Here is a 24,099-nt window from a genome sequence, read left to right on the forward strand (position 1 = left end):
CGCTCCTCGCCGGTGTCACCGCCGTAGACTTTCCTGTTCGCATCCGACGCGGCATCATGCGCGTCATGAACGACGAAGCACGGCGCGGCATCGGCCATTCGACCAATCTCGTGGGACGTCCCTCGGAATGGCTGGCGAGCTGCGCCTTCAACGACAGCGCGGTGCCGCTGCACATATGGGGCGTCACCGAGATGAACCCCAGCCTGTTCACGATGCTCGCGCAGGCGGAGCATCTCAACGAGGCCGGCCAGGCCTTCTCGACCTACATGATGGCGATGTTCGGCCTCGATCCCGAGCAACGCGCCGCGACGTCCGGCGGCCAGCGGCGTTTCCGCTCGTCCTTCCTGCGGCTGATCCAGGGCTGGGGCTTCGACAGCAACGGCCCGGAGGGCGCCGTGCTCAAGGGCTGGGTCGAGAGCCGGTTCGGCCTCGGTCCGTCCTACCACAAGGAGATCATCGAACGCGTGGCAAGCCGGGCCTGGACGACCTATGTCCAGGAGAAGATGTCGAGCCGCTTCCACAACAATGCGATCTGGGTGCAGCTCGATCTGCTGTTCGAATTCTGCCAATGGGCGATCCGCCGCTTCGCCTTTCCAGGCGAGACGCATCTGACGCTGCATCGCGGCGTCAATTCGTTCGACGAGCATTGGATCGTGGCGCGAACAACGCGGCGCGAGGCGGTGGTCCGGCTCAACAACCTTGTCTCGTTCTCCTCCGACCGCGACACTGCGGGCTGCTTCGGCGACATGATCCTCACCGCGCGGATTCCCGTCAGCAAGATCGTGTTCTTCAACGGCCTGCTGTCGTCACATGCGCTGAAGGGCGAAGGCGAATACCTCGTGATCGGCGGCGACTACCGCGTGAGCGTCGACTATGTGTGAGCGGATCGCAGCATGACCGCACCCGATGTCGAGGAACGCGCGCTCGCGGCCTATCTCGGCTTTGCCATCGGCGACGCGCTCGGCGCCACCGTCGAGTTCATGACCCGAGGCGAGATCGTCGCGCAATACGGCGTGCATCGCGACATCATCGGCGGCGGCTGGCTCAAGCTCAGGCCGGGGGAGGTCACCGACGACACCGAGATGTCGCTGGCGCTGGGACGCTCGCTGATCCGCAAGCGCGGCTTCGACGCGCGCGACGTCTGCGAGGAGTTTGCCGCCTGGCTCCGGACCGGGCCGGCCGATGTCGGCAACACCTGCCGCCGCGGCATCCGCCGCTACGTCATGCACGGCACGGTCGAAGGCGTCTACGCCGAAGGCGACGCCGGCAATGGCGCGGCGATGCGCGTGCTGCCGGTGGCGCTCGCGACGTTGGAAGCACCGGACAACGCCGAGACCTGGACGCTGGCGCAGGCACGCGCCACGCACCATCATCCGCTGTCGGACGACGCCTGCATCGCGCTGGTGCGCATGACTCACGCCTTGCTGCTGGGTGAGGGACAGGACGCCGTCCGCCGCGAAGCCGATGCTCTGATCGGCAAGCACCGCGCCTTCAGCTTCGTCCCCTATCCGGGGCAGAGCTCGGCCTTCGTCGTCGACACCATGCAGACCGTGCTGCACCACTATCTTGCCGCCGACTCGTTCACCGAATGCCTTGTGCAGACCGTCAACCAGGGCGGCGATGCCGACACGACGGGTGCGCTCGCGGGCATGCTGGCCGGCGCCACCTATGGGCTGGCGGCGATTCCTGCGTGCTGGCGCGACAGGCTCGACCGCGACGTGGCGGCGGACATTGAGGTGCAGGTGCCGCGGCTACTGGCGATTGCGCGCGCGATTCGGGCCTGATGTCTTGGAGCAATGGCATCCAGACGTCGCAAAGTGTGCCGGCCGTGGCGGATCGGCTCCGACCGATCGTCGTCTCAGCCACGGCCCTCAACCATTCTGCGCCAACACCTCGCGCAGCGCGTCCGTCAGCCGCGCGAGCTCCGTCTCCGAGCCGATGGTGATACGCAGATAGTCCGCGATCCGCGGGGCGGTGAAATGGCGGACGAGCACGGCGCGCTGGCGCAAGGCTGCGGACAGCGCCTGGCCGGAATGGTCCGGATGCCGGGCGAAGACGAAATTGGCGCTGGACGGCAGCACCTCGAAGCCGAGACGAACCAGCGCGGCGGTGAGGTCCGCGCGGTTCTTCATGATGACCGAGCGCGCCTGCTGGAAATGGGCGTCGTCCTCGATCGAGGCGATCGCGCCGGCCTGGGCGGGGCGGCCGAGCGGGTAGGAGTTGAAGCTGTCCTTGACCCGCGTCAGGCCTTCGATCAGCGCGGCGTCGCCGATCGCGTAGCCGACGCGGAGTCCTGCGAGCGCGCGCGATTTCGACATCGTCTGCACCACCAGCAGGTTGGGATGCTCGGAGATCAAGGGGATCGCGGTCTCGGCGCCGAAATCGACATAGGCCTCGTCGATGACGACGGCCGCGTCGCTGCGGGCAGCAACCAGCCGTGCGATCTCGGCACGCGACAGCGCAATTCCGGTCGGTGCGTTCGGATTGGCGATGATCACCGGGCCGGGACGGCCGACATAATCGTCGATACGCACGCGCATCTCGGCATCGAGCGGAACGGTCGCGTAGTCGATTCCGAGCAGCCGGCAGTAGACCGGATAGAAGCTGTAGGTCACGTCAGGGAACAGAAGCGGCGCCGGCTGCTTCAGGAGCGCCGCGAAGGCATGCGCCAGCACCTCATCCGAACCGTTGCCGACGAACACCTGCTCGGGTGAGACCTTGTGATAGGCCGCGAGGGCCTCGCGCAGCCGCGTTGCCTGGGGATCGGGATAGAGGCGCAAGGTGTCGGCCGCGGCGGCCCGTATGGCCCCGATCGCCTTCGGCGAGGGCCCGAACGGACTCTCATTGGTGTTGAGCTTGACCAGGCCCGGGATCTGCGGCTGCTCGCCGGGCACATAGGGCGACAGCCGATGAACGAGCTCGGACCAGAAGCGACTCAAGATTGCTCTCCTGCGCACCCGAGATCCGCCGATCGACGCATCGATCGGAAGCGATGGACGTGCGAACTGAACGTGGTGTGGATCATCGGCAAATGGCGCGCCCGGAACGATTCGAACGTCCGACCCTCAGATTCGTAGTCTGATGCTCTATCCAGCTGAGCTACGGGCGCGTTTTTCGCATTTGGCAGGCTCCGGGCCAGTGGCCGGATCCCGGAAGGCCGGAGCGGCAAACGCCGGCAGGCCTCGCGAAGGGCCCCTGACTAACGGCTCGGAGACCGCTTGGCAAGGCTGGAGCGGGACATTTTGCGACCATTTTTCCGCAGACGCGCCGGCGCGGTTCGGCATGGCCGGAGCGGATGGGCTTCGTTCCGACACGCCAGGAGTTCCGCGCTCGACGCCTGCGGCATCGCCCGCCGGAATGGCAGGTGAGGCCGATCGGGTTCAGGCGCTGGCGCGCTCGGTCCAGAAGGTCTGCAACTCGACAGGACGGTCGGGGATCGTGATTCGGAAGGTCGCCCCCAGGGTCCCTTCGACCAGTTGGATGTCGCCATCATGGGCCCGGACCAATTCGGCCGCAATCGCAAGGCCCAGCCCCGAGCCGCCCGGACGACCGGCACCGCGGAAGGCCTCGAACAGGTGCTCTCGCACCTTCGCCGGGACACCGGGACCCGTGTCCGAGACCTCCAGGATCGCCACCCCGCCTTCGCGGCGGCCGGTGATGCGGATCTGGCGCACGCCGGCGTCCGCCGCGAGGCTGTCCAGGGCCTGGGCGGCATTGCGCACCAGGTTGAGCAGCACGCGGAACAGCTGGTCGGGATCGGCATCGATCTTCAGCCCGCGCTCGATCGCCGCGATCCAGGTGATCGAGGCATCCGGCGACAGGCCGGCGGTCTCTCGCACCTCGGCGACGACGGGCTCGACCACCACCATGCGGCGGTCCGGCGCCGGCTCCTGTACCTTGCCGTAGGACAGCGTCGACTGGCAGAACGCGATGGCGCGCTCCAGCGAGCGCATCAGCTTCGGCGCGAAGCGCTGCACCCGCGGATCCGGCACGCTGGCGAGCTGATCCGACAGCAGCTGCGACGAGGCCAAGAGGTTGCGCAGATCGTGGTTGATCTTGGACACGGCGAGGCCGAGCGCGGCGAGCCGGCTCTTCTGATGCAGCATCGAGACGAGGTCGCGCTGCATGTCGGCGAGCTCGCGCTCGGCGACGCCGATCTCGTCGGAACGCTGGCTCGGCACGATGATTCGCGCCACGCTCTCCGGATTTTCGTGGAAGCCGACGAGGCTCGCGGTGAGGCGCCGCATCGGCCGCACGAACAGGAAATGCAGGGCAAGATAGACCAGCGCCGCGGTCAGCACCGCCAGCAGCAGCGACACGCCGAGCAGGTTGCGCGAGAACCGGTACATCGCCTTGCGCAGCGGCTTCTCGTCGGTGACGACCTCGATGAACTGGGCTCGGCCGGGCGCCGGTCCGATCACCCGCATGGTGTGGTCGCCGGTCTCCGTCATCATCGTCAGCGAGTTCACGATCGACGACCACGCCGTCATGTCGCGCATGTCGAAGTCGTGGTCGATCGAGGCGGGCAGGTCGGCGCTCGCGAGCAGACGGCGCTGCTGGCCCATCTTGATGGCGACGCCGCGCGCGTTGATGGAGGTGAGGATCTGCCGCGCCAGCGAATCCGGCACCATGCCGGACGGTGCGGCGTCGAGCACCAGGGCAGCGGTATTTGCGGCCGCCAGGCGGTCGTTGAGCCGGTTGGTCCAGAAATTGGCGATCGCCGGCACGTAGATCAGCACCTCCGCGATCATCACCAGCGGAATGGTCAACAGCAGCAGCTTTCCAGACAAGCCGAGCCGCCGCGACCGTTTCGGTCGCAGGCGCTCCAGGATTGGCTGGTTGTCGCTCTCGGTCACGTATCGCCCTTGTAAGAGACACCCCACCCTTACGGGACCGCAAGATGGGACTGCACCGGAGTCCGGTCAAATTACGGATCGCTCATGTTCCGGTTTCCAAATCGTTCATAATGGAACCCGAAACTGCACGATCTCTGACGTCTTCAACCCCGCCGCGCCGAAGCCATTCTTGCCTTCGTCGTGTGCGCAGGGTCTTGTGCGCAGGGACTTGCGTTCTCGTCCTGCCTCGTGTCGTTCGCGACGCTGATCTACGGCTGGTGACGAAGGTCTTGACGAGATCTCGGCGTCGTCGATCCCTGCACCGCCTATGACGTCTTGCCGCGATTGACGAAGGCAGGACGCTCCCTTATAAGCCGCGCCAACCGTCCGCGATGACCCGGCTCGCCCGGGAGCGGCTCGATTTCAGGGCCGGCAGCGGTCCATTTCGGGCCCGTAAACATCATCGGACATCAATCGACATTTCAAGCAGGCAAGTTGTCAACTGGCAAATTGCCCGTCAGCGGAGAACGACCCGTGAAGCGGACTTATCAACCCAGCAAACTGGTGCGCAAGCGCCGTCACGGCTTCCGCGCCCGTCTCGCCACCACCGGCGGCCGCAAGGTCCTTGCCGCGCGTCGCGCCCGGGGCCGCAAGCGTCTCAGCGCCTGAAGCCAGGGCGTCTGTCCCGGAGATTTCCATCATGGATCGGCTACGGCAGCGGGCGGACTTCCTCGCCGTTGCCGATGGCGTGCGGGCGAACAGCCCTGCCTTCGTCGTCCAGCGCCGGGAACGGCCGGACCGGGGCCCGGTCCGGATCGGCTTTACCGTCACCAAGAAGAATGGCACCGCCACGGAGCGTAATCGCATCCGTCGGCGGCTGCGCGAGCTTGTGAAACGGCTCGATCCCCTGTCGATGCGGCCGCACACTGACTACGTGCTGGTCGGCCGGCGGGATGCCCTGTCACGCGACTTCCAGACCATGCTCGCCGATCTCCAGGCGACGCTCCGCCGCCTCGACCGGCCGCAGGCCAAGCCGCAGCCGCGCAAGCCGTCGGATGCGGACAAGCCAAACGCTCCCGCACCGGACGCGCATTCCCGCAAACCGGATTGAACGACGAGACGATAAGAAAACGATGACCGACAATCGCAACACCATCCTCGCCGTCATTCTGTCCGGCCTCGTGCTGATCCTTTGGCAGGTCTTCTACAACGGACCGCAGATGGAGAAGCAGCGCGCGCAGGCCCAGATGCAGGCCGAGCTCGCCAAGAAGCAGGCGCCGGCAACGCAGCCTGACAGCGCCGCGCCGTCGGCCACCCCGCAGCCGGGCGCGGCCGCGACCGGCAGCCCGAGCGCGCCGGGCGGCGCCGTGACCAGCACCGGCGTGATGCCGCGCGACACCGCCATCGCCGCCACGCCGCGCGTCAAGATCGACACACCGCGGCTGACCGGCAGCATCTCACTCAAGGGCGCACGCATCGACGACCTGGCCTTCGTGCAGTACCGCGAGACGGTCGATCCGAAATCGCCGGCGATCGTGCTGTTCTCCCCGTCCAACACCGCCGAGCCCTATTACGCCGAGTTCGGCTGGGTGAACGCCGCCGGCGCCAAGGTGCAGGTGCCCGACCAGAACACCGTCTGGCAGCAGGACGGCTCGAATGCGCTGACGCCGTCGACCCCGGTGAAGCTGACCACCACCAACGGCGACGGCCTGACTTTCCAGCGCACCATCAGCGTCGACGATCACTATCTCTTCACCATCAAGGACGACGTCACCAACGCCGGCAACGCACCGGTGACGCTGTATCCCTACGGCCTGATCTCCCGCCACGGCACGCCGCACGTGTCGGGCTATTACATCCTGCACGAAGGCCTGATCGGCTATCTCGGCGAGAAGGGCCTGCAGGAGTTCACCTACAAGAAGATGGACGACGAGAAGGCGGCGAAGTTCGACGTCACCAATGGCTGGCTCGGCATCACCGACAAATATTGGGCGGCGGCGCTGCTGCCGATGACCGATGCGCGGCTGCAGGCAAACTATTCGTCGAAGCTGGTCGACAACCAGCATCGCTACCAGACCGACTATGTCGAGACCCCGCAGACAGTGCCGGCCGGCGGCTCGGCGTCGGTCTCCACCCGGCTGTTCGCCGGCGCCAAGGAGGCCGGCGTGGTCGGCATCAACTTCCCGATCGGCGGCCTCGGCGGCTACAATCAGAAGCTCGCGCTGAACCATTTCGATCTCTTGATCGACTGGGGCTGGTTCTACTTCCTGACCAAGCCGATGTTCCTGGCGCTCGACTTCTTCTTCCGCTTCTTCGGCAATTTCGGCGTCTCGATCCTGCTGGTGACGGTGCTGGTGAAGGCCCTGTTCTTCCCGCTCGCCAACAAGTCCTATGCCTCGATGGCCAAGATGAAGGCGATCCAGCCGCAGCTCCAGGCGCTGAAAGAGCGCTATCCGGACGACCGGATGAAGCAGCAGCAGGAGATGATGGAGATCTACAAGAAGGAGAAGATCAACCCGGTCGCCGGCTGTCTCCCGGTCGTGCTGCAGATCCCGGTGTTCTTCTCGCTCTACAAGGTTCTCTTCGTCACGATCGAGATGCGGCACGCGCCGTTCATCAGCTGGATCAAGGATCTCTCGGCTCCGGATCCGACCAATCTGTTCACGCTGTTCGGCCTGATCCCGTTCGATCCGACGCAGCTGCCGCTGTTCGGTCACTACCTGGCGCTCGGCATCTGGCCGATCATCATGGGCATCACGATGTGGTTCCAGATGAAGCTGAACCCGACGCCGCCCGATCCGACCCAGGCGATGATCTTCAACTGGATGCCGCTGATCTTCACCTTCATGCTCGCGGGCTTCCCGGCCGGCCTCGTGATCTACTGGGCCTGGAACAACACGCTCTCGGTGCTGCAGCAGGGCTTCATCATGCGCCGCAATGGCGTGAAGGTGGAGCTGTTCGACAACATCCGCGGCACGTTCAAAAAAAAAGCGGCGTGACGAGTAAGGCGGCGTGAGCCGCTGAAGCAACCAACCATCTACCGTCATGGCCGGGCTTGTCCCGGCCATCCACGTTTTGATATCCCGCGCAATGGGCGTGGATGCCCGGGTCAAGCCCGGGCATGACGAAGAGCGAGGCCTTGTCATGACCACCAGCCACGACACCGACGAGCGCCTGATCGAAAAAGGCCGCAAGCTGTTCGCCCAATCGTGGCGCTTCACCCATGCATCTCCCTCGATCGAAAGCCTGCCGCCGATGGGGGCGATCGAGGTCGCCTTCGCCGGCCGCTCCAATGTCGGCAAGTCCAGCCTGATCAACGCGCTGACCGGCCAGAACGCGCTGGCGCGCACCTCGCATACGCCGGGCCGCACCCAGGAGCTGATCTTCTTCGAGGGGCCCGAGCATGCGCCGCTGCGGCTGGTCGACATGCCCGGCTATGGATATGCCGCCGCGGCGAAGACCAAGGTCGCGTCCTGGACCGAGCTGATCCACAAATTCCTGCTCGGCCGCGCCTCTCTCGCCCGCGTCTATGTGCTGATCGATGCCCGTCATGGGCTGAAGGAAGTCGATCAGGAGATCCTCAAGACGCTGGACCGGTCCGCCGTCAGCTATCAGCTCGTCCTGACCAAGGCCGACCAGATCAAGCCGGCTGAGCTCGCAAGCCGGATCGCCGAGACCGAGGCCGCGCTCGCCAAGCATCCGGCGGCGTTTCCTCACGTGCTGGCGACGTCGTCACGATCCGGCACCGGCATGCCGGAGCTGCGTGCCGCCATGGTGCGGCTGCTGGAAGAGCGCAGCACATGATGACGCCGTGGCGAATCCTGGCCGCAATGGCCGGGCTGATGGGCGCCGCCGGCGTCGCGCTGGCGGCCAAGGCCGCGCACGAGCCCGACGCATCGCGGCTCGCGACCGCCTCCACCATGCTGCTGTTCCACGCCTGCGCCCTGCTCGGCACCATCGCGCTGGCAGAGCGCGGCGTGGTTCATCGGCGCATCGGCCTGGTCACGGCGATCGGCTTCGTGCTCGGCCCGGCCCTGTTCGCCGGCGACCTCCTGATGCGGCAGTTCACCGGCGACCGGCTGTTTCCGTTCGCGGCGCCGATCGGCGGTAGCTTGCAGATCGCGAGCTGGCTCGCACTCGCGGTCTGCGCGCTGTGGCCGCGGCGGGCGTGATCCGGCGCTTTGCGCCGCGGGCGGCAATCGGCTAGAACGCGGCGCGACGCCCCCGACAGCCGAGACCTCCCAGACATGACCGACGCGACCACCATCAGCCCGCTCGATCAGGCCCGCATCCTGTCCGAAGCGCTCCCGCACATGCAGGAGTACGACGACGAAACCATCGTCATCAAATATGGCGGCCACGCCATGGGCGACGAGGACACCGCAAAAGCGTTCGCGCGCGACATCGTGCTGCTGGAGCAGACCGCGATCAATCCTGTGGTGGTGCATGGCGGCGGCCCGCAGATCGCGACCATGCTCAAGCGCCTCGGCATCGTCTCCGAATTCGCCGCCGGCCTGCGCATCACGGACGCGGCGACGATCGAGATCGTCGAGATGGTGCTGGCGGGCTCGATCAACAAGCAGCTGGTCGGCTACATCAACGAGGCCGGCGGCAAGGCCGTCGGGCTGTGCGGCAAGGACGGCAACATGGTGCGCGCGGTCAAGGCGACCCGCACCATGGTCGATCCCGACAGTCACATCGAGAAGGTGGTCGATCTCGGCTTCGTCGGCGAGCCGGACAAGGTCGATCTGACGCTGCTGAATCAGCTGATCGGCTACGAGCTGATCCCGATCCTCGCACCGCTGGCGACCTCGAAGGAAGGCCAGACCTTCAACGTGAACGCCGATACGTTCGCCGGCGCCGTGGCCGGTGCGCTGAAGGCCAAGCGCCTCCTGCTGCTCACCGACGTACCCGGCGTGCTCGACAAGTCGAAGAAGCTGATTCCGGAATTGTCGGTGAAGGACGCACGCAAGCTGATCGCCGACGGCACCATCTCCGGCGGCATGATCCCGAAGGTCGAGACCTGCATCTACGCACTCGAGCAGGGCGTGCAGGGCGTCGTCATCCTGGACGGCAAGGTGCAGCATGCCGTGCTGCTCGAGCTGTTCACCAACCAGGGCACGGGCACGCTGATCCACAAGTGAGCACTTCCCGCCAACTCTCTCCGTCATGGCCGGGCGAAAGCGCGGAGCGCGTCTTCGCAATGCAGACAGCCCGGCCATCCACGTTGTTCGGCGAGTTCGGAGCGAGAAACATGGATGCCCGGGTCAAGCCCGGGCATGACGATGGGGAGAGAGCGGGGCGTATCAAACCCTCCCGGACTCGCGCTCCGCTCAGCCTCACTGTGATCCTTCTGGCCTTGTTCGCCTCCCTCACCCCCGCCCGCGCCGACCTCAAGCTCTGCAACCGAATGAGCTACGTCGTCGAGGCCGCAATCGGCATCGACGAGAAGGCGGCAACCGCGACACGCGGATGGTTCCGGCTCGATCCGGCGACCTGCCGCGTGGTGCTGCAGGGGACGATGACCGCCGACCGCATTCTCCTGCATGCACGCGCGCTCAGCCTCTACGGCGCGTCGCCGCTCGCCGAGAACGGCAACGATCAGCTGTGCGTGGCGGCGGACAATTTCGTCATCGCCGCCGCCCGCCAGTGCCGCACCGGTCAGACGCCGGCGGCGTTCACGCAGGTGACGCCGAGCAAGGCCGACGACGGCACCCTGATCGCCTATCTCGCCGAGAGCGCAGAATATGACGACGAGCAGGCGCGGCTCGCCGGCATCCAGCGGCTGCTCGGCATCGCCGGCTATGACGCCTCGCCGATCGACGGCGTCGACGGGCCGAAGACGCAAGCCGCGCTCGCGGCGTTCCTGAAAAGCCGCGGGCTGTCATCCGACGTCGTGTCGCAGCCGAATTTCTTCGCGACCATGGTGGACGCGGTGCAGACGCCCTCACCCACCGGGCTGACCTGGTGCAACGACACCCCGCACAAGGTCATGGCGGCGGTCGGCACCGACGACGGCCGCACCGTGGTCAGCCGCGGCTGGTACCGCATCGATGCCGGCAAATGCCTGCATCCCGACATCACCGGGCAGCCGAAGAAGGTCTACAGCTTCGCCGAGGCGGTCGACGATGAGAACCGCACCATCAAACTGAAGAACAAGCCGCTGAACTGGGGCGGGCTGGTGCAGCTCTGCACCCGCGAGAACAAGTTCGAGACATCAGAGCAGGGCGACTGCCCGAGCCGCGGTTTCACCGCCACCGGATTCACCGCCGTCGACATCACCCGCGGCGGCAAGACGCTGCGCTTCGCGTTGCCGTGATGGGCATAGCGATGTTGCCCACGTTGCCACCACACCCACAGCTGTCATCCCGGCGAACGCCGGGATCCATAACCACCGGCCGAGGTTTGGGCCATCGGCATCAGCCATCATGCCGCAAGATAGCTTCCGCGGTATCGGTCCCGGCGTTCGCCGGGACGACAGCGGAATATGCCGCCCTAGCCGGGCATGATGACCGAAGGCAGGATGGACCGACGCCCACATGACAAAATCCCCTCGCGCCTTCGATCACGTCGACACCTGGGTATTCGACCTCGACAACACGCTGTATCCGCATCACGTCAATCTGTGGCAGCAGGTCGATGCCAGGATCGGCGAGTTCGTCTCCAACTGGCTCAAGGTCGATGCGGAGGAGGCGCGCCGCATCCAGAAAGACTACTACCGCCGCTACGGCACCACGATGCGCGGCATGATGACCGAGCATGGCGTGCACGCCGACGACTTCCTTGCCTACGTGCACAAGATCGACCACTCGCCGCTGGAGCCGAACCCGGCGATGGGCGCGGCGATCGAGAAGCTGCCTGGGCGCAAGCTGATCCTGACCAACGGCTCGGTCGACCACGTCGACGCGGTGCTGGCGCGGCTCGGCATTGCCGCGCATTTCCACGGCGTATTCGACATCATCGCCGCCGAGTTGACGCCGAAGCCGGCGCGCGAGACCTATGACAAGTTCCTCGAGCTGCATGCCGTCGATCCGACGCGGGCCGCGATGTTCGAGGACCTTTCCCGCAACCTCGCGGTGCCACACGACCTCGGCATGACGACCGTGCTGGTCGTGCCCGACGGCACCAAGGAGGTGGTGCGCGAGGACTGGGAGCTGGCGGGGCGCGACGATCCGCATGTCGATCATGTCACGGACGATCTGACCGGGTTCTTGCAGCGGCTGGTGGGGTGAAACCCGCCACGCATTGAGCTGTCATTCCGGGGGCGATGCGAAGCATCGAACCCGGAATCTCGAGATTCCGGGCCTAGTCCTTCGGACCATCCCGGAATGATGGAGCATGATAAGCCGCACCTCCCGCGCGGACGGCCCCCGCCACCGATGCGTCCTTGACTCTCCGGGTCCAAATCCCGAAAAAGCCGCCCTGCCCACCATGCTCGTACACGGCCGTCCCCGGCTTTCTGCCCAGGGACCAAGCGAGGATCGACCGATGTCACTGTCCGCCCTGGAATCCACCATCAACAGCGCCTTCGATGCCCGTGATGGCGTCTCGACCACGACCAAGGGCGAGGTCCGCGACGCCGTGGAGAGCGCGCTGGAGCTGCTCGACAAGGGCGAGGCCCGGGTCGCTGAGCGCGGCACTGACGGCAAGTGGAGCGTCAACCAGTGGCTCAAGAAGGCCGTGCTGCTGTCGTTCCGCCTCAACGACATGAGCGTGATCCCCGGCGGCCCCGGCCAGGCGTCGTGGTGGGACAAGGTGCCGTCGAAGTTCGAGGGCTGGGGCGAGAACCGCTTTCGCGACGCCGGCTTCCGCGCCGTGCCCGGCGCGATCGTGCGCCGCTCGGCCTTCATCGCCAGGAACGTCGTGCTGATGCCGTCCTTCGTCAATCTCGGCGCCTATGTCGACGAGGCGACCATGGTCGACACCTGGTCGACGGTCGGCTCCTGCGCCCAGATCGGCAAGCGCGTGCACATCTCCGGCGGCGTCGGCATCGGCGGCGTGCTGGAGCCGCTGCAGGCCGGCCCCGTGATCATCGAGGATGACTGCTTCATCGGCGCGCGCTCGGAGGTTGCCGAGGGCGTGGTCGTCCGCAAGGGAGCGGTGCTGTCGATGGGCGTTTTCCTGGGCGCGTCGACCAAGATCGTCGACCGAGAGACGGGCGAGGTTTTCGTCGGCGAGGTGCCGGAATATGCCGTCGTGGTGCCGGGCGCGCTGCCGGGCAAGCCGATGAAGAACGGCCAGATCGGCCCGTCCACCGCCTGCGCCGTCATCGTCAAGCGCGTCGACGAGCGCACCCGCTCCAAGACCTCGATCAACGAGCTGTTGCGCGACTGATTGAACCGCGGCTGCGGCCGCGGCAACGAATCTCCGGGCCGACCAAGCCATCGGTCCGGAGGACGTCCATGGACTGGACCTGGTTTCTGTTTCGCTTCCACGGCCGGATCAACCGCGCCAAGCTCTGGCTGTCGTTGCTGGTGGTGCTCTGCTGGATGGTCTTTGCCGCCGCGCTGGTGGCGGGCGCGAGCAGGCTGCTGGGCGGCCCGACGGCCTTCAGCTTCAATCTGACCGACATCTTCGCGGTCCTCGACCCGGACACCTTTCGCGGCCTGACCCGCGCCGATATCGTCCCTGCCACCTTCCACGTCATCCTCACCCCCGTGTTCGTCTGGGTGTTTGCCGCAGGCGCCATCAAGCGGCTGCATGACCGCGACAGGAGCGGCTGGTGGACGGTTCCGTTCTTCGTCGTGCCCGGGCTGGTCAACCAGTACGCGGAGCGCATTCCCGGGACGGTCATTCCAGCGATCGTGGGCGGCGCTGGTGCGCTGCTCTCGCTGTGGGCCTTCATCGAATTGTACTGCCTTGCCGGCGATCCCTGGACCAATCGCTTCGGGCCCAACCCGTTGCCGAAGGTCCGGTCCAGCGAACGCTCCCGCCAGCCAAGACCGCCCGCGCCCGCCTGGAACCAGCACAAGGAGCTGGAGTTCACCCCGCACGTTGCGAGCCCGCCGCGAGAGGAAGCGGCAATCGGCAGCACTAGCCCGCCGGCAAAATAGCATGTTAAGCCGAAGGCATGACCGATGCCCTCGCCATCACCCGCGACCTGATCCGCTGCCCCTCCGTGACCCCGGCCGATGCCGGCGCGCTCGGCGTGCTCGAGGCCCTGCTGAAAGACGCGGGCTTCACGACGCATCGCGTGACGTTCTCCGAAGCAGGCACGGCCGACATCGACAACCTCTATGCCCGCATCGGCACCGAGGGGCCGCACATCACCTTCGCCGGTCACACCGATGTGGTGCCGCCCGGCGATGAAGCGGCGTGGAGCCTGCCGGCGTTCTCGGGCGAGATGAAGGACGGCTACATCTATGGCCGTGGCGCCGTCGACATGAAGGGCGGCATCGCCTGCAGCGTCGCGGCCGCGCTCGACTATCTGCGCGATCACAGCGGACAGCCGAAGGGCTCGATCTCGTTCCTGATCACCGGCGACGAGGAGGACGTCTCGATCAACGGCACCATCAAGCTGTTGAAGTGGGCGGCCGAGCGCGGCGAGCGGTTCGACCATTGCGTGCTCGGCGAGCCGTCCAATCAAGAGGTCATGGGCGACTGCATCAAGATCGGCCGCCGCGGCTCGCAGTCCGGCACGTTGATCGTCGAGGGCAAGCAGGGCCACGTCGCCTACCCGCACCGTGCCTCCAACCCGGTGCCGGACATCTCGCGCCTGATCGTGGCCTTGTCGGACGAACCGCTCGACAACGGCAGCGCGCAGTTCCAGCCGTCGAATCTCGAATTCACCACCGTCGATGTCGGCAACACCGCCAGCAACGTCATTCCCGGGCTGGCGCGGGCGAAGTTCAACATCCGCTACAATGACTGCCATACGCAGGAGACGCTGCGCGCGCTGGTCGAGGAGCGGCTGACGAAGGCCTGCGGCAATCGCATCCGCGCCCGCATCGACTGGCTGCCGTCGAACTCCAACGTGTTCTTGACCAAGCCCGGACCGTTCACCGACCTCGCGGTTGCTGCGATCGAGAGCGTGACGGGCCGCAAGCCGGAGCTGTCGACCACCGGCGGCACCTCGGACGCGCGCTTCATCTCGAGCTACTGCCCGGTGATCGAGTTCGGCCTGGTCGGCCAGACCATGCACCAGATCGACGAGCGCGCCTCGGTCGCCGACATCGCCACCCTGACGAAGATCTATCGCGGCATTCTCGATCGCTACTTCGCGTGACCCCCTCTCTGCGCATCATTGCGAGCGCAGCGAAGGAATCCAGGAGGTCTCCGCGGCAGCGATCTCGATCGCTTGGCGCCTCAATTGTGCGCCACCGCGATCTCGACCGGAACGGCCGCAATTAGTAGTCGACCTTCACGAGGTAAAGCCCTTCCGGCGGGGCGACGACGCCACAGGCGGCGCGGTTGCGCGCGGCGAGCGCGGCGGCCAGATCATCGGCGGTCCAGCGACCCTGCCCGACCCACACCAGTGAGCCGACCATCGAGCGGACCTGGCTATGCAGATAGGAGCGGGCGGAGGTGAGGATGGTGATCGCATCGCCCTCCCTCACGACGTCGAGTTGATCCAGCGTCTTCTCCGGCGATTTGGCCTGGCATTCGGTATCGCGGAACGTCGTGAAGTCGTGCTTGCCGATCAGCCGCTGCGCGGCTGCATGCATCGCATCGGAATCGAGCCGCTGCGGCACCCGCCAGACGCGGCCGACCTCCAGCGCGAGGTTGGAGCGGCGATTGACGATCCGGTAACGGTAGTGCCGCCTGCGCGCGGAGAACCGCGCTTCGAAGGTGTCGGGCACGATCTCGGCGGCGAGCACCGCGACCGGGTTCGGCCGCAGATGCGCGTTGAGCGCGTCGCGCAGCTTGTCCGGGCGGAACTCCTTGGCGATGTCGCAATGCGCGACCTGGCCGGTGGCGTGGACGCCGGCGTCGGTGCGGCCCGAGCCGTGCACACGCGTGGGCACGCCGCAGGTCGCCTGCACCGCGGCTTCGAGCGCGCCCTGCACCGACGGCAAGGTCTCCTGCAGCTGCCAGCCGCAGAACGGCGCGCCGTCATATTCGATGGTGAGCTTGTAGCGGGGCATTCGGTCTATTGCTGCCGTCATCGCCCACGCAGGCGGGCGATCCAGTATTCGCCGACGTCTCGGCGCAACAATGCACGTCTCGGCGTACTGGATACCCCGCTTTCGCGGCGTATGACAGCGTTACGAAAAACGAGCACCGCGATTCAATTGGGTACCGCGCAGGAAATCCGCGGCCTTCATCGGGCCCTTGCCGGCGCGCTGCAGCTCGGTGATGCGGATCGCGCCGTCGGCGCAGGCGATGGTGAGCTGGTCATCCAGAACAGTGCCGGGCGCGCCCGCGCCGCTGGCGAGCGCGCAGCGCAGGAACTTCAAACGCACCGCCTCGCCATCGAGCGTGACCTCGCTCCAGGCGCCGGGGAACGGCGACAGGCCGTGGATGTGCCGCAGCACCGTATGCGCCGGCTTCGTCCAATCGATCCGCGCCTCCGCCTTCTCGATCTTGGCAGCGTAGGTGACGCCCTCCTCGGCCTGCTTCGTCAACGTCAGCCCGCCGCGCTCCAGCGCCGCCATCGCGCGCACCATCAGGTCGGCACCGATCCGCGAGAGGCGATCGTGCAGATCGGACGCCGTCATCGCGTCAGTGATGGGTAGACGCTCGGCCATCGCAACGTCGCCGGTGTCGAGACCGACATCCATCTTCATGACCATCACGCCGCTTTCAGCGTCCCCTGCCATGATGGCACGGTTGATCGGCGCGGCGCCGCGCCAGCGTGGCAGCAACGAGGCGTGGAGGTTGTAGCAGCCGAGTTTCGGTGCATCGAGAATCGCCTGCGGCAGGATCATGCCATAGGCGACGACAACGGCGGCATCGGCCTCATGGGCGCGGAACGCAGCCAGCGCGTCCTCGGTCTTCAGCGTCTTCGGCGTGAGCACGGGAATGCCGAGCCGGCGCGCCTCGGTCTCGATCGGCGTCGGCACCAGCGCCAGGCCGCGGCGGCCGCCGGGTTTGGGCGCGCGCGTATAGACCGCCGCGATCTCGTGGCCGTGGCCGGCGAGTTCGAGCAGGGTCGGCACGGCGAAATCCGGCGTGCCCATGAAGATCAGGCGAAGCGGCATCTGGTGGAAGATCCTGCATTGCCGAATCCTCCGCGTCATGGCCGGGCTTGTCCCGGCCATCCACGTCGAGCTGCCTGTAACGCGCGGCGCGACCTGGATGCCCGGGTCAAGCCCGGGCATGACGGAGGAGAGAGTTGATCGTTACTCGCTGGCGCGCTTGGCGGCCTTGGCGAACTTCTTCATCACGCGGTCGCGCTTGAGCTTCGACAGATAGTCGATGAACAGCACGCCGTTGAGATGGTCGATCTCGTGCTGGATGCAGGTGGCGTAGAGCCCCTCGGCATCCTCCTCGCGAACCAGCCCGTCGAGATCGGTGAAGCGCACGCGCACGCGCGCCGGCCGCTCGACCTCCTCGTAATATTCGGGGATCGACAGGCAGCCTTCCTCGTAGACCGACAGCTCGTCCGACTTGGCAACGATCTCCGGATTGATGAAGACGCGCGGCTCGCGCTTGCCTTCCCCGTTGGCGTCGGGCTTGGCCAGATCCATGGTGATGACGCGCAGCGGCTGCGCGACCTGAATCGCTGCGAGCCCGATGCCCGGCGCGTCGTACATGGTCTGAAACATGTCGTCGACCAGCTGCCGGATCTCCGGCGTGACCTTCTCGACCGGCTTGGACACCAGCCGCAACTGCCGGTCCGGCAGAATGATGATTTCTCTTAGGGACATGGCGCGCGATTTAAGCCGCGGAACCGGCGCGGTCAATGTGATGGCTCGCAGTTAAGACTTCGCTAACCATGAATTTCAATGCCTCGTTAACCATGATTCTTAACCCGGCCTTAACCATAAATGTTCTCTCTTCGTTCGCGAAGCTTGTGCGAATCGGATAGACGGACGTGATGACCGCAGCCAGCCAGTCCCTCAATCCTGTCGTCATCATGATCGGCGACCTTCCGGTCCGCGCCAGCGACGCGCTGATCGGATTTGGCGTGCTGGTGGTGCTGCTGCTCGTGATGATCGTGGCGGCCGTGGTGCGTTCCGGCCGGCGCGGCGCCGAGCTCGCGGCCCAGCAGGCGATGCGCAGCGATGAGATCGAACAACGGTTCAGCGAGATGATCCGCGTCCAGAGCGAGGCCTCCGGCCGGGTCGACGCGATGGCGCAGCTGCTCGCCGGCCGGCAGGTTGATCTTGCCCGCAGCGTCAACGAGCGGCTCGATGCGGTGACTCATCGCGTCGGACAGTCGATGGAGCAGAGTACGCGCCACACCATGGATAGTCTGCGCGTGCTGCACGAGCGGCTCGGCATCATCGACAATGCCCACCGTGATCTCAGCGAGCTGACGACCCAGGTCACGACCCTGCGCGACGTCCTCGCCAACAAGCAGTCGCGCGGCGCGTTCGGCCAGGCACGGATGGAGGCGATCGTGCAGGACGGACTGCCAAAGGGCAGCTACGCGTTCCAGCACACGCTCGCCAGCGGCAAGCGGCCCGACTGCGTGGTGTTCCTGCCCGATGCGCGGCCGCTGTGCATCGACGCCAAGTTTCCGTTGGAAGCCGTGACCGCGCTGCATGATGCGGAGACGGACGAGGAGAAGCGCACCGCCGCACAGCGCCTGCGTACCGACGTGCTGCGTCACGTCAACGACATCGCGGAGAAATATCTGGTGGTCGGCGAGACGCAGGACACCGCGCTGATGTTCGTGCCGTCGGAATCGGTCTATGCCGAGATCCATGATGGCTTCGACGACGTCATCCAGAAAGCATATCGCGCGCGCGTCGTGCTGGTGTCGCCGTCGCTGCTGATGCTCGCGATCCAGGTCATGCAGCAGATCATGAAGGACGCACGCATCCGCGACGCCGCCGACCAGATCCGCAACGAGGTGATCCATCTCGGGGACGATCTCGGCCGCTTGCGCGAGCGCGTGCTCAAGCTGCAGAAGCATTTCGGCGATGTCGGCGAGGACATCCGCCAGATCCTCATCTCGGCCGACAAGATCGAGAAGCGCGCCGCGCGGATCGAGGAGCTCGACTTCAGCAAACAAGACACGCCGGTGGAGTCGCCACGCATCGCGCCAGCTACGAGCACCGCGCCGGATTTGTTTCCGCTGGCGGGACGCGTGCAGGCGGGGGAGTGATTGGGTAGCTCGCCCTTGTCGCAGCTTGAATTTTGCCAAGACTGTCATCGCCCGGCTCGCGGACGATGACAGCTGAGATGGGGAGCGTTTCTTGCGCAAATCTGCTACCACCCATCCATGACCGTACCTGAGGCTTCTTCCGACATCACCGCGACCGGCGCAAAGCCCGAGGCTGCGCCAAAAGCCCCCACCTGGCGCGAGAGCATGGCCGTCTATCTGCAGCCGCGCGTGCTCGTGGTGCTGTTCCTCGGATTTTCGTCGGGGCTGCCGCTGGCGCTGTCCGGCTCGACCTTGCAGATCTGGATGCGCGAGCTCGGCGTCGACCTCGGGACCATCGGGTTGTTCGCGCTCGTCGGCACGCCCTACACGCTGAAATTCCTCTGGGCGCCGCTGGTCGACGCGCTGCACGTGCCGCTGCTGACGCGCGCCTTCGGGCGGCGGCGCGGCTGGCTGGTGTTCGCGCAACTGCTGCTGATCGCCGCCATCCTGCTGCTGGCGTTGACCGACCCGGCGCACGCGCCGTTCATGGTGGCGCTGGCCGCGCTGCTGGTCGCCGCGATGTCGGCGACCCAGGACATCGTGGTCGATGCCTTCCGCGTCGAGAGCCTGCCGGAGAGTGAGCAAGCCGCGGGCATGGCGGCGTATGTCGCCGCCTACCGCATCGGCATGCTGGTCTCGACCGCCGGCGCACTGGTGGTGGTCAGTGCATTCGAGAACTCGGGGCTGACGCGTCCGTCGTCCTGGATGTGGGGCTATGTTGCGATGGCCGGATTGGTGCTGATCGGCACGATCACGGCCCTCGCGGCGACCGAGCCGGCCCAGTCGCAGCAGGCGGAGGCCGCGATGGGTGCGGACACCGCGCTCACCCGCGTGATGCACGCGGCTGCCGGAGCCTTCGTCGAATTCCTCGGCCGACGTGATGCGCTCACGGCGCTCGCCTTCGTCGTGCTGTTCAAGTTCACCGACGCCTTCTCCGGCACGATGACCGCGCCGTTCGTGATCGATCTCGGCTTCAGCAAGGTCGACTACGCCGCGATCGTGAAAGGCGTCGGCCTCGCCGCCACGCTCGCCGGCGGCTTTGCCGGCGGTTTCGTCGCGCGGCGCTACTCGCTCGCCACCAGCCTGTGGATCGGCGGCATCGTGCAGGCGCTGGCCAACCTGTCGTTCTCATGGCTCGCCATCGTCGGCGTCAATCAGTGGGCGCTGGCGCTGGCGATTTCTGCGGAGAACTTCACCAGCGCGATCGGCACCGTGATCTTCGTCGCCTATCTCTCTGCGCTGTGCCAGAACCCGCTGCACACCGCGACCCAATATGCGCTGCTCACCGCGCTCGCCGCGGTTGGACGAACCTATCTGTCATCGGGCGCGGGCTATGTGGCGAAAGCGACCGGCTGGCCTGCATTCTTCGTCATCTGCGTGCTCGTCGCGATCCCGAGCCTCGTGCTGCTCGCTTGGCTGCAACGGCGTGGGCATTTCGATGATTTGGGGCCGGTGAAGCTGTAGCTGCCGCCTCACCGTCAACTGTCGTCACTCGCGAAGGCGGGTGACCCTGTATTCCAGAGACGTCAGCTATCAACCGAGGGGCCGCGGCGTAGTGGATCGCCCGGTCGAGCCGGGCGATGACTGCAGAAGTCAGGACGCGGCGCTCGCAGCGTCCCAAGTGTCACCGCTTTACCAAGCTCCACTTGGTCACCACCGCCTCGCTCATCTGTCCCGCATCCTGGGCGCAGGCGATCTCGTCGACCTTGACCGCGATCTGCTTGCCGAGCAGGCCCTTGAGCTGCGAGGCCTGCGCCGTGTTCGCGGTAACGAGCTGGAACGTCTCCGGTCCGGTCTCGAGATTGCACAGCCCGCTCGGCGGCGGCAGGCGGCGCGGCTCGCTGGTGATCTGATAGGCGGCGGAGGGCTGGCCCGATTTGGCGCCTTTCAGCTTCAGCGCCGTCAGCTCGCCCGACAGCACGTCACCGGCATTGAGCGGACGCCCCGCCTTCTGCGGTGCCTCGCTTTGCTGCGCCAGCACCGACGGCGCCGAGAGTGCCGCCAGAATCGCGCCCAAAGCCAGCCGTTTGCCGAATCCGCGTTTCGTCATCAATTCACTTCCGTCTGTGCTTAGAACAAGGTCCGCTGCCGCATCGCGGCCGAGAGCGTGCCTTCGTCGAGATAGTCGAGCTCGCCGCCGACCGGCACGCCATGCGCCAGCCGCGTGACCTTGACGTTCGCCTCCTGCAGGAGGTCGGTGATGTAGTGCGCCGTGGTCTGGCCGTCGACCGTCGCGTTCAGAGCGAGGATGATCTCCTGCACCTCCGGCGCATGCGCGCGCTGCACCAGCGCGTCGATGGTGAGATCCTGCGGACCGACTCCGTCGAGCGGCGACAAGGTGCCGCCGAGCACGTGATAGCGGCCGTTCGAGGCCTTGGCGCGCTCCAGCGCCCAGAGGTCGGCGACATCGGCGACGACGACGATCATCGCGGGATCGCGCCGCGGATCGGTGCACACCGTGCAGGGATTCTGCGTATCGATGTTGCCGCAGGTCTTGCAGACCTGGATGCGATCGATCGCGACCTGCAGCGCCGAGGCAAGCGGCACCATCAGCGCCTCGCGCTTCTTGATGAGATGCAGGGCGGCGCGCCGCGCCGAACGCGGCCCGAGGCCGGGCAGGCGCGCGAGCAGCTGGATCAGGCGTTCGATCTCAGGACCAGCGACGGCCATCAGTTCACGAATGTCATCAGGTCAACTAACCAAAACCGAAGCCTGGCGGCAGGCCGAGCTTGCCGGTGATGGCCTGCATCTTCTCCTGCATCGCGGCTTCCGCCTTGCGCCGCGCATCGCCATGCGCGGTGACCAGCAGGTCCTCCAGGATCTCGGCCTCCTCCGGCTTGAGCAGCGACGGATCGATCTTGATGCTCTTCACGTCCATCTTGGCGGTCATGCGCACGGCAACCAGACCGCCGCCCGAGATGCCCTCGACCTCGACGTTGCCGAGTTCCTCCTGCATCTCCTGCATCTTCGTCTGCAGCTGCGCCGCCTGTTTCATCATGCCGAGAAAGTCAGCCATCGGAGCACCTCATCATCAGCCATCTTGTTGAGCATGATCTCCGCGCAAACGCCTTTGGCGTTTGTCGCGAGGAATACCGGTTTCCACTTTTTCCGGATCATGCTCTAGAAATCATCATCGTCGGACTCGTCGGGCGGCTCGACAGCACTGGCGTCCGATTCGGGCGGCTCGGGGGCGAGCCGGCGCACTTCGACCACCTTGGTGCCCGGGAACCGCGCCAGGATCTCCTGTACGCGCGGATCGGCCTCCGCCGCCGCCTCTCGCTCGCTCTTGGCGCGCAGGTTCTGCTCGCGCAAGGTCGCCTGACCCGGCTCGTTGGAAACGATCACCGTCCAGCGCCGGCCGGTCCAGTCTTCCAGCTTGCGGCCGAGGTCCGAGACAAGCGAGCGCTGCGCCGTCCGTTCCAGCGCGATCTCCAGCCGTCCCTCTTCGAAGCGGACCAGCCGCACGTCCATCTCCAGCGCGCTCTTGGTGATCAGGTCACGATTCTTGCCGGCCAGCGCGACGAGTTCCTGAAAGCTCGCGATGCGTAGCGCGGGCTGGTCCTGTGTTGCCGGCGCCGGCTGTGACGACATCGCCTGCGGGCGCATCGAGCCGCCGACCGCGGCGAGCGTCGGGCCTTGCGCGCGCGGCGCCTGCATCGGCGCCGACGTCATCACAGGCGGCGTTCCCGCGCTCATGGTGGATGCCGGCGCAGCACGCGCTCCGCCGCCGTTCGTGACAACGGGAGATCCGCCGCCGCTCTGGTCGATCATCCGAATGGCTTCGTCGGGCGTCGGCAGATCGGCCGCGTAGGCAATCCGTACCAGCACCATTTCCGCGGCGGCGGCCGGGCGCGTCGCGCCTTGGGTCTCGGCGATGCCCTTGAGCAGCATCTGCCACATCCGCGACAGCACCCGCATCGACAGCTTGGTGGCGAAGTCGCGCGCGCGCAGCCGCTCGGTCTCGCTGAAGGCGACGTTGTCGGCCGTGGCCGGCACGACCTTCACCCGGGTGACGAAGTTCACGAACTCGGCCAGATCCGACAGCACGACCACGGGGTCGGCGCCGACGTCATATTGCTCGCGGAATTCCTTGAAGGCGGCGGCGATGTCGCCGCTGGCGAGATGGTGGAACAGGTCGATCACGCGGGTGCGGTCGGCGAGGCCCAGCATCTGACGGACATCGTCGGCGCGGACTTCGCCGGCGCTGTGCGCGATCGCCTGATCGAGCAGCGACAACGAATCGCGCACCGAGCCTTCGGCGGCGCGCGCGATGATGCCGAGCGCCTCGGGCTCGATCGTCACGCCTTCCTTGGTCGCGATGCCCGAAAGATGCTTCATCAGCACGTCGGCCTCGACGCGGCGCAGATCGAAGCGCTGGCAGCGCGACAGCACCGTCACCGGCACTTTGCGGATCTCGGTGGTCGCAAACACGAACTTGGCGTGCTCCGGCGGCTCCTCCAAGGTCTTCAGGAAGGCGTTGAACGCCGCTGTCGACAGCATGTGGACTTCGTCGATGATGTAGACCTTGTAGCGCGCGCTGGCCGGCGCATAGCGGACGCTGTCATTGATCTGGCGGACGTCATCGACGCCGGTGTGGGACGCCGCGTCCATCTCGAGGATGTCCATGTGCCGGCTTTCCATGATCGCCTGGCAATGGGTGCCGAGCACCGGCATATGGATGGTCGGCCCCTTCACCGAGCCGTCCGGCAGCTCGTAATTCAATGCGCGGGCGAGAATGCGGGCGGTGGTCGTCTTGCCGACGCCGCGGACGCCGGTCAGAATCCAGGCCTGCGGAATCCGGCCGGTCTCGAACGCGTTCGAGACGGTGCGCACCACGGCCTCCTGGCCGATCAGATCTGCGAAGCTGGACGGGCGGTATTTGCGCGCCAGCACCCGGTAGGGCTTGGCGGGAGCGTCGGCGCTGTCAGGCGGAACAGGTGGGGCGCCAGCGTCGGTCATCGAGCGATCCGCAAGTGAGCATTCCAGGCCGGCATCGATCGCGATCGTCGA

24 protein-coding genes and 1 tRNA gene are annotated in these 24,099 nt (G+C 66.3%); 15 read left to right on the plus strand and 10 right to left on the minus strand.

Translation table 11 applies throughout. The annotated features are described in order from the left end of the window. Positions 1 to 56 precede the first annotated feature (56 nt). Complete coding sequence (locus QW863_RS31230) at positions 57 to 881, plus strand: NAD(+)--dinitrogen-reductase ADP-D-ribosyltransferase (RefSeq protein WP_315715438.1); 825 nt, start codon at positions 57 to 59, stop codon at positions 879 to 881. Positions 882 to 893: 12 nt separating this feature from the next. Next, positions 894 to 1,784, plus strand: a complete 891-nt coding sequence (gene draG / locus QW863_RS31235; protein ID WP_315715395.1) for an ADP-ribosyl-[dinitrogen reductase] hydrolase — start codon at positions 894 to 896, stop codon at positions 1,782 to 1,784. A gap of 87 nt (positions 1,785 to 1,871) precedes the next feature. Here draG and hisC read toward each other — a convergent pair whose 3' ends face one another. The 3 genes from hisC to QW863_RS31250 form a co-directional block, all read right to left on the minus strand. After that, complete coding sequence (hisC, locus tag QW863_RS31240; protein WP_315715393.1) at positions 1,872 to 2,939, minus strand: histidinol-phosphate transaminase; 1,068 nt, start codon at positions 2,937 to 2,939, stop codon at positions 1,872 to 1,874. Between the two features lie 93 nt (positions 2,940 to 3,032). After that, a tRNA-Arg gene (locus QW863_RS31245) sits at positions 3,033 to 3,109 on the minus strand. 271 nt (positions 3,110 to 3,380) lie between these two features. After that, on the minus strand, positions 3,381 to 4,856 hold the full coding sequence (locus QW863_RS31250) for a HAMP domain-containing sensor histidine kinase (protein WP_315715364.1): 1,476 nt from the start codon (positions 4,854 to 4,856) through the stop codon (positions 3,381 to 3,383). 513 nt (positions 4,857 to 5,369) lie between these two features. Between QW863_RS31250 and rpmH the strand changes: the two genes are divergently transcribed. From rpmH to dapE, 11 genes are all read left to right on the plus strand, one after another. Then, positions 5,370 to 5,504, plus strand: coding sequence for a 50S ribosomal protein L34 (gene rpmH / locus QW863_RS31255; RefSeq protein WP_006609582.1), 135 nt, complete (start codon positions 5,370 to 5,372; stop codon positions 5,502 to 5,504). Between the two features lie 31 nt (positions 5,505 to 5,535). Further along, positions 5,536 to 5,946, plus strand: a complete 411-nt coding sequence (rnpA, locus tag QW863_RS31260; RefSeq protein ID WP_315715363.1) for a ribonuclease P protein component — start codon at positions 5,536 to 5,538, stop codon at positions 5,944 to 5,946. A gap of 22 nt (positions 5,947 to 5,968) precedes the next feature. Beyond that, on the plus strand, positions 5,969 to 7,834 hold the full coding sequence (yidC, locus tag QW863_RS31265) for a membrane protein insertase YidC (RefSeq protein WP_315715362.1): 1,866 nt from the start codon (positions 5,969 to 5,971) through the stop codon (positions 7,832 to 7,834). A 145-nt stretch (positions 7,835 to 7,979) separates the two neighbouring features. Beyond that, positions 7,980 to 8,639, plus strand: a complete 660-nt coding sequence (gene yihA, locus QW863_RS31270) for a ribosome biogenesis GTP-binding protein YihA/YsxC (RefSeq protein ID WP_315715361.1) — start codon at positions 7,980 to 7,982, stop codon at positions 8,637 to 8,639. Continuing rightward, positions 8,636 to 9,007, plus strand: coding sequence for a DUF423 domain-containing protein (locus QW863_RS31275; protein ID WP_315715360.1), 372 nt, complete (start codon positions 8,636 to 8,638; stop codon positions 9,005 to 9,007). Before yihA ends, QW863_RS31275 begins: the two co-directional genes overlap by 4 nt. A gap of 75 nt (positions 9,008 to 9,082) precedes the next feature. Then, positions 9,083 to 9,979 carry an acetylglutamate kinase gene (gene argB / locus QW863_RS31280; RefSeq protein WP_012047096.1) on the plus strand — a complete coding sequence of 299 codons (897 nt, stop codon included), beginning with the start codon at positions 9,083 to 9,085 and terminating at the stop codon, positions 9,977 to 9,979. A 110-nt stretch (positions 9,980 to 10,089) separates the two neighbouring features. Then, a complete protein-coding gene (locus QW863_RS31285; protein WP_315715359.1) occupies positions 10,090 to 11,154 on the plus strand; it encodes a DUF1036 domain-containing protein in 1,065 nt (354 codons plus the stop codon). A gap of 220 nt (positions 11,155 to 11,374) precedes the next feature. Further along, entirely contained in the window at positions 11,375 to 12,067 is a 693-nt protein-coding gene (locus tag QW863_RS31290; RefSeq protein WP_315715358.1) for a pyrimidine 5'-nucleotidase, read from the plus strand. A 256-nt stretch (positions 12,068 to 12,323) separates the two neighbouring features. Next, positions 12,324 to 13,169, plus strand: coding sequence for a 2,3,4,5-tetrahydropyridine-2,6-dicarboxylate N-succinyltransferase (gene dapD / locus QW863_RS31295; protein ID WP_015669883.1), 846 nt, complete (start codon positions 12,324 to 12,326; stop codon positions 13,167 to 13,169). A gap of 68 nt (positions 13,170 to 13,237) precedes the next feature. Continuing rightward, complete coding sequence (locus QW863_RS31300; protein ID WP_315715357.1) at positions 13,238 to 13,888, plus strand: DUF805 domain-containing protein; 651 nt, start codon at positions 13,238 to 13,240, stop codon at positions 13,886 to 13,888. Between the two features lie 17 nt (positions 13,889 to 13,905). Next, positions 13,906 to 15,060, plus strand: coding sequence for a succinyl-diaminopimelate desuccinylase (dapE, locus tag QW863_RS31305; RefSeq protein WP_315715356.1), 1,155 nt, complete (start codon positions 13,906 to 13,908; stop codon positions 15,058 to 15,060). A 121-nt stretch (positions 15,061 to 15,181) separates the two neighbouring features. On the opposite strand, the gene truA is transcribed toward dapE, so the two are convergent. The 3 genes from truA to def form a co-directional block, all read right to left on the minus strand. Continuing rightward, positions 15,182 to 15,919 (minus strand): tRNA pseudouridine(38-40) synthase TruA, encoded by a 738-nt coding sequence (gene truA, locus QW863_RS31310; RefSeq protein ID WP_315715355.1) that lies wholly within the window; start codon positions 15,917 to 15,919, stop codon positions 15,182 to 15,184. Between the two features lie 120 nt (positions 15,920 to 16,039). Beyond that, positions 16,040 to 16,975 (minus strand): methionyl-tRNA formyltransferase, encoded by a 936-nt coding sequence (gene fmt, locus QW863_RS31315; RefSeq protein ID WP_315715354.1) that lies wholly within the window; start codon positions 16,973 to 16,975, stop codon positions 16,040 to 16,042. A 141-nt stretch (positions 16,976 to 17,116) separates the two neighbouring features. Beyond that, positions 17,117 to 17,644, minus strand: a complete 528-nt coding sequence (gene def, locus QW863_RS31320; RefSeq protein WP_315715353.1) for a peptide deformylase — start codon at positions 17,642 to 17,644, stop codon at positions 17,117 to 17,119. A 170-nt stretch (positions 17,645 to 17,814) separates the two neighbouring features. On the opposite strand from def, the gene QW863_RS31325 reads away from it, so the two are divergent. Together QW863_RS31325 and QW863_RS31330 are read left to right on the plus strand one after the other, a co-directional pair. Then, complete coding sequence (locus tag QW863_RS31325) at positions 17,815 to 19,050, plus strand: DNA recombination protein RmuC (RefSeq protein WP_315715352.1); 1,236 nt, start codon at positions 17,815 to 17,817, stop codon at positions 19,048 to 19,050. 117 nt (positions 19,051 to 19,167) lie between these two features. Beyond that, positions 19,168 to 20,553, plus strand: coding sequence for an AmpG family muropeptide MFS transporter (locus QW863_RS31330; protein ID WP_315715351.1), 1,386 nt, complete (start codon positions 19,168 to 19,170; stop codon positions 20,551 to 20,553). A 160-nt stretch (positions 20,554 to 20,713) separates the two neighbouring features. Here the strand turns inward: QW863_RS31330 and QW863_RS31335 are convergent, their stop codons facing one another. The 4 genes from QW863_RS31335 to QW863_RS31350 all read right to left on the minus strand — a co-directional run bounded on the left by QW863_RS31335 (position 20,714) and on the right by QW863_RS31350 (position 24,048). Next, entirely contained in the window at positions 20,714 to 21,139 is a 426-nt protein-coding gene (locus QW863_RS31335) for a hypothetical protein (protein ID WP_315715350.1), read from the minus strand. A gap of 20 nt (positions 21,140 to 21,159) precedes the next feature. Beyond that, entirely contained in the window at positions 21,160 to 21,759 is a 600-nt protein-coding gene (gene recR / locus QW863_RS31340; RefSeq protein ID WP_315715349.1) for a recombination mediator RecR, read from the minus strand. Between the two features lie 25 nt (positions 21,760 to 21,784). Further along, positions 21,785 to 22,105 carry a YbaB/EbfC family nucleoid-associated protein gene (locus QW863_RS31345; protein WP_315715348.1) on the minus strand — a complete coding sequence of 107 codons (321 nt, stop codon included), beginning with the start codon at positions 22,103 to 22,105 and terminating at the stop codon, positions 21,785 to 21,787. A 104-nt stretch (positions 22,106 to 22,209) separates the two neighbouring features. Continuing rightward, positions 22,210 to 24,048, minus strand: a complete 1,839-nt coding sequence (locus QW863_RS31350) for a DNA polymerase III subunit gamma/tau (protein ID WP_315715347.1) — start codon at positions 24,046 to 24,048, stop codon at positions 22,210 to 22,212. Positions 24,049 to 24,099: the final 51 nt, after the last annotated feature.

The sequence above is a fragment of the Bradyrhizobium sp. SZCCHNR1017 genome (assembly GCF_032381375.1).
Classification (GTDB): Bacteria; Pseudomonadota; Alphaproteobacteria; order Rhizobiales; family Xanthobacteraceae; genus Bradyrhizobium.

What these genes read in the sequence shown, in the direction of transcription:
- QW863_RS31230 (WP_315715438.1), top strand. Translation starts at nt 57, where the DNA reads ATGCGCGTCATGAACGACGAAGCACGGCGCGGCATCGGCCATTCGACC.
- draG (WP_315715395.1), top strand. Translation starts at nt 894, where the DNA reads ATGACCGCACCCGATGTCGAGGAACGCGCGCTCGCGGCCTATCTCGGC.
- rnpA (WP_315715363.1), top strand. Translation starts at nt 5,536, where the DNA reads ATGGATCGGCTACGGCAGCGGGCGGACTTCCTCGCCGTTGCCGATGGC.
- yidC (WP_315715362.1), top strand. Translation starts at nt 5,969, where the DNA reads ATGACCGACAATCGCAACACCATCCTCGCCGTCATTCTGTCCGGCCTC.
- yihA (WP_315715361.1), top strand. Translation starts at nt 7,980, where the DNA reads ATGACCACCAGCCACGACACCGACGAGCGCCTGATCGAAAAAGGCCGC.
- QW863_RS31275 (WP_315715360.1), top strand. Translation starts at nt 8,636, where the DNA reads ATGATGACGCCGTGGCGAATCCTGGCCGCAATGGCCGGGCTGATGGGC.
- argB (WP_012047096.1), top strand. Translation starts at nt 9,083, where the DNA reads ATGACCGACGCGACCACCATCAGCCCGCTCGATCAGGCCCGCATCCTG.
- QW863_RS31285 (WP_315715359.1), top strand. Translation starts at nt 10,090, where the DNA reads ATGGATGCCCGGGTCAAGCCCGGGCATGACGATGGGGAGAGAGCGGGG.
- QW863_RS31290 (WP_315715358.1), top strand. Translation starts at nt 11,375, where the DNA reads ATGACAAAATCCCCTCGCGCCTTCGATCACGTCGACACCTGGGTATTC.
- dapD (WP_015669883.1), top strand. Translation starts at nt 12,324, where the DNA reads ATGTCACTGTCCGCCCTGGAATCCACCATCAACAGCGCCTTCGATGCC.
- QW863_RS31300 (WP_315715357.1), top strand. Translation starts at nt 13,238, where the DNA reads ATGGACTGGACCTGGTTTCTGTTTCGCTTCCACGGCCGGATCAACCGC.
- dapE (WP_315715356.1), top strand. Translation starts at nt 13,906, where the DNA reads ATGACCGATGCCCTCGCCATCACCCGCGACCTGATCCGCTGCCCCTCC.
- truA (WP_315715355.1), bottom strand. Translation starts at nt 15,919, where the DNA reads ATGCCCCGCTACAAGCTCACCATCGAATATGACGGCGCGCCGTTCTGC.
- fmt (WP_315715354.1), bottom strand. Translation starts at nt 16,975, where the DNA reads ATGCCGCTTCGCCTGATCTTCATGGGCACGCCGGATTTCGCCGTGCCG.
- def (WP_315715353.1), bottom strand. Translation starts at nt 17,644, where the DNA reads ATGTCCCTAAGAGAAATCATCATTCTGCCGGACCGGCAGTTGCGGCTG.
- QW863_RS31325 (WP_315715352.1), top strand. Translation starts at nt 17,815, where the DNA reads ATGACCGCAGCCAGCCAGTCCCTCAATCCTGTCGTCATCATGATCGGC.
- QW863_RS31330 (WP_315715351.1), top strand. Translation starts at nt 19,168, where the DNA reads ATGACCGTACCTGAGGCTTCTTCCGACATCACCGCGACCGGCGCAAAG.
- QW863_RS31335 (WP_315715350.1), bottom strand. Translation starts at nt 21,139, where the DNA reads ATGACGAAACGCGGATTCGGCAAACGGCTGGCTTTGGGCGCGATTCTG.
- recR (WP_315715349.1), bottom strand. Translation starts at nt 21,759, where the DNA reads ATGGCCGTCGCTGGTCCTGAGATCGAACGCCTGATCCAGCTGCTCGCG.
- QW863_RS31345 (WP_315715348.1), bottom strand. Translation starts at nt 22,105, where the DNA reads ATGGCTGACTTTCTCGGCATGATGAAACAGGCGGCGCAGCTGCAGACG.
- QW863_RS31350 (WP_315715347.1), bottom strand. Translation starts at nt 24,048, where the DNA reads ATGACCGACGCTGGCGCCCCACCTGTTCCGCCTGACAGCGCCGACGCT.